Source organism: Candidatus Phytoplasma mali (assembly GCF_000026205.1).
In the GTDB taxonomy this organism is placed as follows: domain Bacteria; phylum Bacillota_I; class Bacilli_A; order Acholeplasmatales; family Acholeplasmataceae; genus Phytoplasma; species Phytoplasma mali.
Genome location: NC_011047.1, coordinates 176,145 through 190,101, shown reverse-complemented (window position 1 = coordinate 190,101; position 13,957 = coordinate 176,145). Strand labels below are relative to the sequence as shown.

Annotated in this window: 12 protein-coding genes; 11 read left to right on the top strand and 1 reads right to left on the bottom strand. The window is 20.6% G+C overall.

Annotated features, from left to right (window positions below; all coding sequences use genetic code 11):
• Positions 1–41 precede the first annotated feature (41 nt).
• The 4 genes from ATP_RS00750 to ATP_RS02885 all read left to right on the top strand — a co-directional run bounded on the left by ATP_RS00750 (position 42) and on the right by ATP_RS02885 (position 5,080).
• Positions 42–1,088 (top strand): hypothetical protein, encoded by a 1,047-nt coding sequence (locus ATP_RS00750; protein ID WP_012504302.1) that lies wholly within the window; start codon positions 42–44, stop codon positions 1,086–1,088.
• Between the two features lie 61 nt (positions 1,089–1,149).
• Positions 1,150–2,379, top strand: a complete 1,230-nt coding sequence (locus tag ATP_RS00745; protein WP_012504301.1) for an ATP-binding protein — start codon at positions 1,150–1,152, stop codon at positions 2,377–2,379.
• 32 nt (positions 2,380–2,411) lie between these two features.
• The gene (locus ATP_RS00740; RefSeq protein WP_012504300.1) at positions 2,412–3,239 is read left to right on the top strand and encodes a hypothetical protein; all 828 of its coding nucleotides are present in this window, start codon (positions 2,412–2,414) and stop codon (positions 3,237–3,239) included.
• Positions 3,240–4,915: 1,676 nt separating this feature from the next.
• Positions 4,916–5,080: a hypothetical protein gene (locus tag ATP_RS02885; protein ID WP_158300320.1), complete on the top strand. Its 165-nt coding sequence runs from the start codon at positions 4,916–4,918 to the stop codon at positions 5,078–5,080.
• A gap of 435 nt (positions 5,081–5,515) precedes the next feature.
• On the opposite strand, the gene ATP_RS00735 is transcribed toward ATP_RS02885, so the two are convergent.
• A complete protein-coding gene (locus tag ATP_RS00735) occupies positions 5,516–5,890 on the bottom strand; it encodes a hypothetical protein (RefSeq protein WP_012504299.1) in 375 nt (124 codons plus the stop codon).
• A gap of 1,272 nt (positions 5,891–7,162) precedes the next feature.
• On the opposite strand from ATP_RS00735, the gene ATP_RS00730 reads away from it, so the two are divergent.
• From ATP_RS00730 to mnmG, 7 genes are all read left to right on the top strand, one after another.
• Positions 7,163–7,666 (top strand): hypothetical protein, encoded by a 504-nt coding sequence (locus tag ATP_RS00730; protein ID WP_041186059.1) that lies wholly within the window; start codon positions 7,163–7,165, stop codon positions 7,664–7,666.
• A 188-nt stretch (positions 7,667–7,854) separates the two neighbouring features.
• Positions 7,855–9,114: a serine hydroxymethyltransferase gene (gene glyA, locus ATP_RS00725; RefSeq protein WP_012504297.1), complete on the top strand. Its 1,260-nt coding sequence runs from the start codon at positions 7,855–7,857 to the stop codon at positions 9,112–9,114.
• Positions 9,115–9,272: 158 nt separating this feature from the next.
• Entirely contained in the window at positions 9,273–9,482 is a 210-nt protein-coding gene (gene rpmE / locus ATP_RS00720) for a 50S ribosomal protein L31 (protein WP_012504296.1), read from the top strand.
• 50 nt (positions 9,483–9,532) lie between these two features.
• Positions 9,533–10,114 (top strand): thymidine kinase, encoded by a 582-nt coding sequence (locus tag ATP_RS00715; RefSeq protein ID WP_012504295.1) that lies wholly within the window; start codon positions 9,533–9,535, stop codon positions 10,112–10,114.
• Between the two features lie 20 nt (positions 10,115–10,134).
• Positions 10,135–10,590, top strand: a complete 456-nt coding sequence (locus ATP_RS00710) for a nucleoside deaminase (protein WP_012504294.1) — start codon at positions 10,135–10,137, stop codon at positions 10,588–10,590.
• A gap of 164 nt (positions 10,591–10,754) precedes the next feature.
• On the top strand, positions 10,755–11,387 hold the full coding sequence (locus ATP_RS00705) for a hypothetical protein (RefSeq protein WP_012504293.1): 633 nt from the start codon (positions 10,755–10,757) through the stop codon (positions 11,385–11,387).
• A 27-nt stretch (positions 11,388–11,414) separates the two neighbouring features.
• Positions 11,415–13,289, top strand: a complete 1,875-nt coding sequence (gene mnmG, locus ATP_RS00700; protein ID WP_012504292.1) for a tRNA uridine-5-carboxymethylaminomethyl(34) synthesis enzyme MnmG — start codon at positions 11,415–11,417, stop codon at positions 13,287–13,289.
• Positions 13,290–13,957 lie beyond the last annotated feature (668 nt).

The following is a 13,957-nucleotide window of genomic DNA, read 5'->3' as shown; positions in this document are numbered from 1 at the left end:
ATTTTAATATAAAAATCATTCATGAAATAAAGAGTTATTATATGAATAAAATTAAAAAAATAAAATATATATTTATTTATTTTTTTTTATTTTCTTTGTTATTATTACAATCAGTACCTATTTTTTCGAGCAATTCGATAAATGATAATGCAACAAATTATAACAAAGTTATCCCATTGGAATTTAAAATTGATAAAATTCCTGATTCGTATTCTTCGTATTATACAACAATGTATCAAAAATTATGGGAAGAAATTTGCTTTCGTAAAGGTTATCGACAACCTTCTCGCGAAGGAGTTTATATAAAAATTTTTAAACACGGTCATCCGTATGATTCTAAAGAATTGTTTCAAGAAATGTCAACAATATTAAACGACAAAAATGTATCATTTTTTGAAGAACTTCTAAAATCAGACGCACCAGTCAATGATTCCGTTACCGACCAAACATTGAGAAAAATAATGCAATTTTTATTTTTCGAAAATAAAGAAAATAAAGAAAATAAAGATAACAACAACATTAATGACAAAGTTAACGAATATAATAATGTTAAGATAACAAATGCAAAAGGAGATTATACACCGCCTCCTAAACCACCTTATTCATATGTTTTTGAAAATGGTGTTAAAGACGACTTGAAGTCATTATTACCTAGATTATTAATTGATGTAAAGGATATAAAAAAAAACCCATTTAAATTTTTAATAAAAGGTCATATTAATTGGGCTAGTGACTTGAAATGTTTTAAATCAATTACGTTTCCGCATGATGTTTACATAAATTATGATAATTTTTCATCTTCGTTACAAAAAAAACACCAAATTACTAAGATTCCCGAATTAAAACCTGAAGATGCAAATAATATTAATAATAAATTTATAGGTACATTAACAAATCAATATAATGAACAAGAAGAAGTATATCATTTTAATACAATAGAAATAAAAAAAGAAATAAAACCATTATTAAAATATGAAGACATAAGAAAAATTTTGAAAGATCCTTCAAAGTCGCCAGAGTCAAAACAAAAGGAATTTAAAAATTTTCTTGATAAAATTTTTGATGAAAAATCATTAACAAATTCATAATAATCAATTCTTATTCAAATAAAAAAATGTTAAATAATAATTCATAAGGAGTGGTTTTTTCTTGAAAAAAAAATCAAAAATTAACATATATAACATTGTTTTGTTTTTATTATTAATTATTATTGCTTTTTGTGCCTTGTTTTATGTATTAAAAACATTAGGATTTTTAGATTTTGATACAAAAAAAAAATCTAAAACACTACTACCAACTAAAACCATAAAATTAGATGATGATACATTAGAAGAGATAGAAAAACATTTAAAAGAATATTCTGAACAATATTTTAACAATTCAAAGTCATTACAACATGCAACAAATGACAACTTGAAGACTCAAATAGCAAGAATTGTAACACAACTTGGAGGAGAAAATATTAATGAAGATTTAACAGAATATGAAACAGAACTAGATAAATTTATATATAAGGTTGGTACTCCTCAATATCAAAAATTAATGGGTTTAGAAGAATTAATAGGTTTAAAACAAGAAAAAGAAGCTTTAAGTGATTTACGAACTTGCATGTCTTATTCTATTGCTTTAAAAGAATTTAAACAAAAGCTTCCAAATGGAGTTATTTTTCATGGAGTTCCGGGTACAGGAAAAACAACACTTGAAAGAGCTCTTGCGAAAACAACCAATTTTCACTATATGGAAATTGATGGAACTAATTTTCAAAAATATAATACTAAAGAGGGTATTAAAATGGTTAATGCCTTATTTAAAAAAACATCAAATATGGACAGAGGAATTATTGTTTGTATTGATGAATGTGAAAATACTTGGGGTAGTTTAAAAAAAGCTGAAAACCAATCTACTAAAAATATTGTTACAAAATTTAAAAATTCTTTTACTTCTATTGAAAATCAAAATCATCAAAAACAAGTTTTTTGGATTGGAACAACAAATCATTTAGAAGATATAGACGATGCTATTTTATCTCGTTTTGATTATAAAATAGAAGTAAAACCTTTAGATTTAGAAGGTCGAAAAAAGTATTTTGATCACGTTCTTGTTAAAAAATTAAAAAACGATAATTTAATATCCGAAGGCGCAATTCGATATTTAATTGATCAATTAGCACCAGAAATTGAAGAATTTCCTGAATTACAAACATTTCGTGATATGGAAACATTTATAAGAATATCAATTATTACAGCAATTAAAAGATATAATCAAAATCCATCAACATCAAAAGCAATTATTAAAGAAGATTTACAAAATGTTTTTAATAACAAAAAGCAAGAAATAATCGATCAAAGAAATTGGCAAGCACAAAACAAAACAAAATAATTTAAAAAAATAAAAAAAGAAAGAAGTATAAAATGGTTAAAAATAATAAAAAAATTATTCAGCAAGTCATTATTATATTATTAATGATTTTGCCTTTGTTAATAATTATATCTGTTTCTGGTGCAATAATTAAACATTATGAGCGAATGGTTGACATTAAATTTAAAATAACAGAAAGACCTCTTATCAATGTTCCAAACAAAACAGAAGTAGAAAATTATTTTATTTGTACAGATTTAGATAACGAAGAGGTTGTAATTGGATGGGAAACAACAGGAAAGAATATATTCGATGCAGTAACTGATAACACTTTTGCAATAGTTGAGAACTATCCTCGACTTCAAAATAATGGGATAGTAACAAAAAGGTATGAAATAAAATTAAATGATAAGATTCGTGCTAAACAAGAATTAAAAGTTACTGTAGGAGATATAACTAATCATTTTATTAAACAAAATGCTGATTCACAACAACAACCAATAACTCCATACTTCCAATTGCATAACACACCGGAAAATAAATCAATACAACTTTTTAAGAAAACAAATGATTCAGCAGATCCAAATGACGCAGCATCTTGGGAATCTCTTAATAATGCTAAAGAAGCAATCTTATTCGAAGCTCCATCAGTTACTCCGGGTAAATCATTGATTAGTACACAAGAATTAAAAAGCGACTTGAATAAGTTTAATGATTTTGAACAACAATATAAAAAAAGTAACACAATAAAATTACAACTTCAATTTAAAATTAGTCAGGAGCAAATGGAAGCAGATGGACTTTGGGACTCACAAAAACAGGGCTTAACAGATCAAGGTCAAATACAATTATGTGCACAATTGAGATTATTTACTAATTAAATTTAATGAATAATAATTAATATATAAAAAAATTATTAATTTAATAATTTATTTTTTAAAAAAAATATAATCTGTAATATTAAGAAATTAATAAATAATTAAACTATAATAATATATTTAAATAATAATTTTTATATCATATAATAGAATATTTATAGAAAAAAATTATATTGATGATAAATTTTAATAGTTAAAAAAATTACTATTAGTAATATAAATATGTTTAATATTTATCAAAAAAATAGAATTTAAAAATTTTAAAATGGAATCAAATAATCGAAAATGTTTTAAGAGAATGATAAATATAATAATTATTAAATTTTTTTGAAATAAATGATATATTACATTAAAAAAGATATTTTGTTTCAGAAAAATTAGACTACTAAAAAGTAAAAAAATAAAACTAGATTCATTTTATAAAATAAAAAAGCTAAATTGTTTATTAAAAAATCAACAGTTTAGTTTTTTTGTTATCTAAATAGTGCAGATTATGTAAAATTCTTATTATTTAGAATTAATTGATAAATTGTTTTTTTAAAAAACATAATGAAACTGTATTTCCTTTTGATTTATCAATTAATTATCTGTTAATAAAAACTTGTATAAAAGAAATAATTTAAAATGTATCAAGTTTAATATGAATTTTTTATTTTTATATTAAAAAGAAAAAATAATTTTCAAAATTAAATTAAAAACTTTACAAAAAAAATAAAAATTTTAAATGGTAAATTTTAATACTCATAATTAATTATTCCGATTAGAATTAAATACAAAATATGTAATTATAAGGTTGGAATTTATAATAACAATGTAGCATATAAATAGAGCGTTTGAAAAATTATAAAGGTTTTATGATTTTCCAGAACGTTTTAATTGTAATTTTCTTTTAAAAAAATAAATACCCAAAACATATCATTTAATTCTATTAATTGGTTAATATTTAATGAATTTTAATTAAAAATTATTAAATATTTAAGCAAGTCTTTTTTAATTATTTTTTTGTAAATCCATTATTATGTATCAAGTTTTGTTATTTTTGATACTACATGTTATTTATATGTGATATTTTTTTATTTATCATTTTCTTAATTATTAAATTTTTTTAAGATTTAAAAATTAAAATTTCATGAATTACGATTTTTTAATTCTTGTTTTGATAGGTTATAGTTATTATTAAGGTAATTATTTGGTATTTCCTCAAGCTGTTAAAAATAATATATTTATAGATGTTTATTGAATTTTTTACCATTTCTTTTAAAAAATATTTATAGGGTCGATTTGTCCCTATTTATTGTCTTAGATTAATTACTCTAGTAGTTTTGAATGTGATTTTTTCACATTATTTACATTATTTTAATTTTTTTAGTTGTTTTATGATGTTTTTAAAATTATAATTAAAAAGTTATTATTAATATTTTTAATGTTAATTAGTTTTTTAATCAATTTTATTAAAGCTAAAGAGTTAAAATTATTAAATGATTTAAGTTTTGAGGGTTGACAAAATGATAAAGTTTTAAGTTTTAAAAAATCTTTACAATATTTGGTTTATGACATTACGAGAGATATACAAGAATGTGGTTATCAGGTTCATTCATTAAAATTTTATTCTAAAATGCAAAACAGTCATATACCAATATATATATACTTTATATCGTTGGAGTTGTGTGGTACACAATATGCATATTGTGTTTCAAAAGATGATTAAAAAGACTAAAGAATTGTTAAAAGACCAGAATATGGATGAATTCTTTGGTAAAGAAGCGTTTGGTGAATTATTAAAATTAATAGAAGGGGGGGATTTACCATTAGGAAATGAAAATTGTGCAATTATTAATGATTAACCAAATGAGGCGCGTTAGTTAATTCAAGCAAAAAAAGTAATTTTGATATTTTTTTTGGTTTAATATTATGATTTTTTTTATTTTGATTATTTGTATTATTTATATATTAATTTATAAATAAAATGAATGAGTTGAAATCAATTATTGATTAATATTAAAATGACAATTATTAAAATTTTAAATATTTTATTATTTTTAATATTAATTGTTTGTTAATATTTAAAAATTTAATTTATTAGTAAATAATTTTTTCTTTTTTTTAATTTCTTGATTTTTTCAATAAAATACTTTTTTAAAATTTTATATAATTATTTAAATTATTTTTTATATAAAATAAAAAAATTATAAATATAATATTATTTTTTATATTTGTTATTTATTAATAGCAAATTATTTCCAAAAGATAAAAAAAGATCATTGATATTTAAATGATCTTTATAATATATGGTTATCTTTTCGAAATTTATTACTTTCATCTTCATTAACGTGTCGAAATTGATGTATTAAAATTAAATTTTTTGGTTCTTCTTCATTATTGATGAAAATTTCACATTCTAGAACTTTAATAATTTGTTTTGGTTGTAAAAAGAATTCAGGATTATCTTCATCTATATGGGTAAATTTAACTATTAATTCTTTTTTTAAATTATTATTTATTGATTTTAAAGAAGAATAACAAGATTCAGGAATGCTATTAGTAAACCATTCTTTTTTTGGGATTTGATTATGATTATAATATCTTACTTGAATTTCTAAAAGAAAATTTTTAATTTCTTGATGTTGATTTTTTTTTTCTTTGTTGGGTAACATTATTTTAATAATTCTCCTTATTTTTATATTTATTTTATTATAAGATATAAATATTTTTTTTTAAATTATTTTATTTTTTTATTTTTGATGTCTTTCATTAATTTGAAATATATTTTATTATTAACACTAATGTTTAAAGCTCTTTGATTAAAGTTAGAATATATCTTGTTTGGCACATCTAAAAAACTATAAAACAAATAATGAATATAACTGAAATAATGATCTAAATAATAATAAAAAATATAATTTATGATTATACATGTAACTGATAATATAATAAGTATTTTTTGTAATTTATATTTTAAATATTTATATATAAAATTATATATACATAATCCCCCTTTTTATTTAAAAGTTTATATATTAATTATGGTTATTTAACTATTTTTATGATTTTAAATATATTGGTGAATTTTAAATAACTTATTAAATATAATTTTAACACATGAAGTTTAAAATTTCTATTAATTGGATTAATTTTGTTTAATTAAAATTATTTTTTTCGATATTTTTTATTTTATTAATATTGTATATTGTTATAGTTTTTTTCCAAATTTTTTTTCAATTTAATTAACTAGCTTTTTTGTTGATTAGTTTTTTTGCATTGGGTCGGAAAAATGTAACTGCTAGAAAGTACAAAAATAAAATCAAAAAAATCGTTTATTAAATTTAATTGAATAATAACTAAAAAAAATTATTTTGTCAAATTTTTATTAAAAATAAATTAATTTTTTTTAGAAAGTTATTTTTCCTTTCTGGAATTTTTAAATTTAATTTCTTATTTGTCATTAAACAAGTTGGATTTTGTTTGTCTATTGAAAAACCTTTCTTTTTTAAAACCCCTTTTTTTAATAAAAATAACTGATAATAACACCGGAAGAATTATTTTTAATTTGGTAGTATACTTATAATAATTTTCAATTATACAATTTAATCAACTACACCAATAATTTCTCGATTTTCAGAAAAAATTACTCCAAAATCATCAATAATATCTTTTTTAAAACCTTGTTTTAAAAAAAATCATTAATTTTATATAAGTTTTTTCATCATTTTTTAAAATAGATTTAATTTGGTTTTGGCAATATATCTCCATTTTATTTAACTTATTCCATTCTAGTAATTTATTTATCACTTTTCAATACATTATAACATTTTTTAAATAAAATTTAAATTAAATAATTTAATTTTGTTATAATATAATTGTTAAAACTCAATTATAAGATTTTAAATCCCTCAAATTTAAAAATAGAAACGAGTGTTATAAAAAAATTGAAAAATATTTTAAATAAAAATTTTCATTTTTTAATTAATTTTTTTATCATTTTAATTTTATTTTTTGTTAATTATGTTCAAAATATAAAAATTTATGGTGCAATAGAAGAAGAGGAATTAACAACCAACATTCATTTATCTACAAACGTAAATTTAGAAAAAGAAGAAACAAAACTTAAAAAACAAAAAATAAATCAAAATAATAATAAAATGTATACTTTTTTTGAAATTATTAGTAATACAAATAAAAATAAAACTATTCCTAGTGTAAATTTTTTATCAATGTCTGAATTACCTGAGTCATCTGATTCACTAAAAGCAAATAATTCTTCTTGTAATGAAACACATACATCTTCATTGAATAATACGAATCCAGAAATTATTGTTACAACATTGAATAATAATTTTAAATATAAAAAGTTTTTAAAATATTTATTGTTAGGTACGATAAATATATTTTTTTGTTCCAGCATTGTTTTTATTACAAATTATTTTGTATAAAAAAATAATGAATTATTATAAAATATCATAATTGAAAAATAATTTAATATAAAATTCATAATTTTAAAATTAAATAAAATATAAAAGACTATAAATATTTTCAATAGTCTTTTATTTATTTGTAATCTTCTAAAATATTTAATAAAATAAAAAAACAGTATTTTTATCAAAAAAAGAGGTTTTTAAGGATGAATCAAGAAATAAATAATTTTTATATAAAAGACCAAGAAATATTTGATCAAATTAAATTAGAAGAAAAACGTCAAAAAGAAAGTATAAATTTAATTGCTTCAGAAAATTTTGTTTCACAAGATGTTTTAAAAGTTCAAGGAACAATATTAACAAATAAATATGCAGAAGGTTATCCTGAAAAAAGATTTTACAACGGTTGTCAGTATATCGATGAAATAGAAAAAATAGCTATTGAAAGAGCAACTGAACTTTTTAAAGCTAAATATGCTAATGTTCAACCTCATTCTGGTTCACAAGCAAACATGGCTGTTTTTCAAGCTTTATTAAACCCTAATGATAGAATTTTAGGTTTATCTTTGTCAGATGGTGGACATTTAACACACGGAAGTAAAATGAATTTTTCTGGAAAATATTATGAATCTTATTTTTATGGATTAAACTCTAAAACAGAAACAATTGATTATGCAGAAGTTGAAAAAATAGCTTTTGCCATAAGGCCAAAATTAATTATTACGGGATATTCTTCATATTCAAAAATTATTGATTTTAAATCTTTTCGTAAAATTGCCAACAAAGTTAATGCTTATTTAATGGCAGATATAGCACACATTTCAGGTTTAGTAGCTAGTGGCTTACATCCTTGTCCTTTGGAGGCTCAAGCTGATGTAGTAACATCCACTACACACAAAACTTTAAGAGGTCCCAGAGGAGGATTAATTTTAACCAATAATAAAGAAATAATAAATAAAATTAATAAAGCTGTTTTTCCTGGCGGACAAGGCGGACCTTTAATGCATATAATAGCAGCTAAAGCTGTAGCTTTTAAAGAAGCTTTACATTCTGATTTTATTAAATATCAAAAACAAATACTTAAAAATGCTTGCTTTTTTGCTGAAAATTTACAAAAAAAAGGTTATCGAATAATTAGTAAAAGTACCGAAAACCATTTATTTTTAGTAGATGTAAAAAGTAAAAATCCAAATTTTACCGGTAAAAAAATATCTGATATTTTAAATAAAGTTAATATTGTAGTAAACAAAAATGTTATTCCTTTTGATAAAGAAACACCCCTTATAACAAGTGGTATTAGATTGGGTACACCCGCAATGACAACTAGAGGTTTTAAAGAAAATGAATTTGCAAAAGTATCTGATTTTATCGATGAAGCAATCACAAATCATAATGATTTAAATTATTTGAATAATTTAAAACAAAAAGTTATTACATTATCAAAAAATTTTCCTTTAAAGATATAAAAAAATAGTAAAAATATTTAATATTTTTTTAATTTAATATAAAATATCATTTATTATGTTATAATAAATTTTGATATATGATTTAAATATTATAATCATATTATTTATTTTTGAGAATAAATTTTCATAAAAATCTAACTAATATAAGGAGTTATTAAATGAAAAAAAAATTACACCCAATATTAAAAAAAATTCCATTAGTTTGCGCAACTTGTAAAAAGCAACATGTTATTGATACTACAGTAGAAAATATTCATATTGAGATTTGTGCTAATTGTCATCCTTTTTATGTAGGAAAACAAAACTTTACTACGGTTGCAGGTCGAGTAGATAAATTTAACAAACGTTATCAAAATAAAGTCAAATAAAAATGATTATTTAAATGACTAATTATTTAATAATAAAAGGATTTTAAAAAATGTCATATGATGAACATAATTTAATTGAAATCATTTGTGGCCCAATGTTTGCTGGTAAAACAGAAAAAATAATAGAAATTTTTAAAAAATTAAAAAAGTTAAATAAAAAAGTATTAGTTTTTAAGTCTAAATTAGATATACGTTTTTCAAAAAAACAAGAGTTAGTATCACATAATCTAAATACTATCAATTCTTTTGTTATTGAAAAAAGTAAAGAAATTTTAGATTTTATTAAAATTGACACAGAAATAATAATCATTGACGAAGTTCAATTTTTAGACAATCAAATAGTTGATATTGTAGATTATTTAGCTAATAAAAATATAAAATCTATCATAGCAGGTTTAGATTTAGATTTTAGAGGTAAACCATTTGGTCCGATGCCTTTTTTATTATCTATTGCGGATAAAGTAACAAAATTAAAAAGTATTTGTTCTATAAGTGGTCAACCAGCAAACAGGACACAACGATTAATAAATCAAAAACCCGCTATAAATAGTGAACCTATAATTATGACAGAAGATAATGAAATTGTAAAATATGAACCCAGAAATAGAAAATATCATGAATTTAAAAAATAAATAGAATATTGAAAAAAATTATGTTAAATGAAGATTTATTTTTTATGAAAGAAGCATTTAAAGAAGCAAAAAAAGCTTATTATAAAAATGAAGTTCCTGTCGGAGCTGTTGCTGTTTTAAATAATCAAATTATTGCAAGAACACATAATAATTGTGAAAAAAAGCAAATTTTTTTTGGACATGCTGAATTTTTATTAATGATGAAATTAAATAAAAAATTTAAAAATCGTCGTTTAAATAAAATTAATATTTATGTTACTTTAGAACCTTGTCTGATGTGTGCTGGTGCATTAATACAAACTCAAATAAATAAAGTTTATTATAGCGTTAATAATTATAAATCAGGCTCTATTGATAGCGTGATTTCTTTATTAAAATTTAAATATCCACACAAAATAATTACAGAATCAGGACTTTTAGCTAAGGAAAATAAAATACTTTTGAAAAATTTTTTTAAAAATTTAAGAAATTATTAGTAAAAATTTTAAACATAATAAATAATTTCTTGACATTTTGTCTTTAAATAAATGAATGATGAATCTGGTCAGAACTTAATTGAAGCAGCCATAAGTTATAAATTTATGTTAAAGACAAGATGTCAAGAAATTATTTATTATTAAAAAAAATAAGAGGTTTTTATATGAAATTATTTAATTTTAAAAAAAATAATAAAATAAAAATGTTAGATATTATATTTAATTCTGTTGAAGGAGAGCCTTTCAAAATTGAAGAATTTGAAAATGAAAAAGGTAAACATCAAATAGAGTTTTACTATATAGAACAAAGTAAATATAAAACCCCTTTAATAAATTCACGTCAATTTGTTGTTTATACAGCAGATAAAGGATTTTTTAGAGTATTAATAGATAAAGAATATTATAAAAAATTTAAAATTTTATATCAAAAAAAAATAAATATTATTTGGATTAATTTTATGATTTCTTTATTTGAAAAACAATTACAATTTCAAAAAAAATATTCTTTTTATGTTACTATTAGTTTTATAATAAGCGTTTTGTTTTTAATTATAAATTGGGTATTAAACTTTTTAGAACATTATCCTTTTATAATAATAATATTATCTATTTTATTTCCTATTTTAGGTACTATTTTTATAACTAAAAAACAACAAAAATATTTTATATTATTAAAAAATGATAATCTAACCGAAACTATTAATCAAATAAAAAAAATTATAGGTTCTAAAGAATATGAAGAAATTTTAGAACAACAAAAAAATTATCAACCTAAATCTTTTGATGATGCTAAATAATAATTAAAAGGAGAAAATTTTATAAAAATGAATTATGATAGTATTGTTGTAGGCGGAGGACATGCAGGAATAGAAGCAGCATTAATTTTAGCGAAAAAAAACAAAAAAACTTTGTTAATTACAGGCAGTTTAGAACAAATAGGTTGTTTACCGTGTAATCCTGCAATTGGAGGGCCAGCTAAAGGTGTAGTTGTAAGAGAAATTGATGCTTTAGGTGGTATCATGGGCAAAGCAGCAGATTTATCTCAAATTCAAATGAAAATGCTAAATAGTTCTAAGGGACCAGCTGTTAGAGCTTTAAGAGCGCAAATTGATAAATTAAAGTATCCAAAAGTTATTTTAGAAATATTAAAAAAAACTAATAATTTAACTTTATTAGAAGGTTTGGTAGAAGAACTAATCATTAATAATAATCAAATTGAAGGAGTTAAGTTAAAGAATAAAAGTATAATTTTCGGAAAAACAGTCATTATTACAACTGGAACATATTTATCTAGTAAAATTTTTATAGGCGAAGATAAAATATTATCGGGTCCCAATAATAATCCTACTAATTATGGCATTAGTAAACAATTAAAACAAAATAATTTTGAAATAATTCGTTTAAAAACTGGGACTCCACCTAGAATTAAAAAAAATACTATCGACTATTCTAAAACTAAAATACAATATGGTAATGATGTTTTTCAAACTTTTAGTTTTGATTCCCCTATTAAAACAATAGGGAAACAAGAACCTTGTTTTTTAACATATACTAATCAAAAAACCAACGATATTATAAATAAATATCTAAAACAATCATCTATGTATGGTGGTTATATTGAAGGTAAAGGACCGCGTTATTGTCCTTCAATAGAAGATAAAGTAGTTAGATTTTGTAATAAAAATCAACATCAAGTTTTTATAGAGCCGGAAAGTTTAAAATTAAATGAAATGTATCTACAGGGTCTTTCAACAAGTATGCCTAAACACGTACAACATAAAATTTTAAAAACAATTCCTGGGTTAGAAAACGCAGAAATTGTTAAATATGGTTATGCTATTGAATATGATGCTTTAAATCCTAATCAACTTTATCATAGTTTAGAAACTAAAAAAATAAAAAATCTTTTTTTTGCAGGACAAATTAATGGAACTAGTGGTTATGAAGAAGCCGCTTGTCAAGGTTTAATCGCTGGAATAAATGCTAGTTTAAAAATGGAAAACAAACCACCTTTTATTTTAAAAAGAAATGAAGCTTATATTGGTGTTTTAATTGATGATCTTATTAATAAAGGAACTCATGAACCTTATCGTTTATTAACATCAAGAGCTGAGTTTCGTTTATTATTAAGACATGATAATGCAGATTTAAGATTAAAAGAACACGCTTACAAAATGGCTTTAATTAGTGAAGAAAATTATCAAAAATTTAAGACAAAAAAAAATAAAATTAAAGATGTTTTAAAACAAATAGAAAATTTACAAATAGAACCAAATAAAAAAAATTTAAATTATTTATCAAATTTCCAATCTTCTTTAATTTCTGAAAAAACTAGTTTATCGCAATTATTAAAAAGACCAGAGATAAATTTTCATTTTTTAAAATATTTTTTTCAAGAAAATATTGATCATTATATTTTTGAACAAGTAGAAATTCAAATCAAATATCAAGGATATATTAAAAAAGCACAAAAAGAAGTTGATAAATTATTAAAATTAGAAGGTAAAATTATTTCTACTAATATTGAATATAGTAAAATTAATAACTTATCTAAAGAAGCACAAGAAAAATTAGATTTAATTAAACCGTATAATTTGGGTCAAGCATCGAGAATTTCAGGTATTAATCCTACCGATATTTCTATTTTAATGATTTATTTAGAAAAGTATAATCAAAATAAATTATCTTATTTTAAATAAAAATAATTTATTTTATTAAATAATTTTATAAATATTAGGCATAATTAATTGCCTATTTTTTTTATTATCATTTCTTAAACGGAGGTAAACTCTGATTTTAATATTTTTTAGATAATAAATCAATAAATATTTAAAGAAATTAATCAATGACTAAAAAATATTATTACTATTTTTAATTTTTAAATAAAAATTGGAAAAAATATTTTTTTTAGTTATTATACAATTAAATTTAATAAACAACTTTTTATTTTTTTTGTGTTTTTTATAATTCCTATTTGTATTATTCACTTCAATTTTATTTTTGTGTTTTTGATAAAGTTTTTTTAAACATTTTTTTTTCATCTTTTTTATGAAAATTTAAAAAAATAATTATTTGATTATATTATTAATTCAAAATACTTAATTTTTTATGATTAATTTTTAACTTAAAAAAAATTGAATACAATAAAAATGATTTAATCGGAGAATTATAAAATATTAAAATTAATGGTTAAATTAACTTTAATCAATTATTATTTAAAAATTATCATTATTTAGAAATATTAGTTATTTTAATCGTTAATTGCTTAATGATAGATAAATTTAAATTAAAAAAATCCTAATTTTAAATTAGGATTTTTATTTTGAGAAAGTGAAAATATTTAAATTTCAAAATTATTTAAAATAAA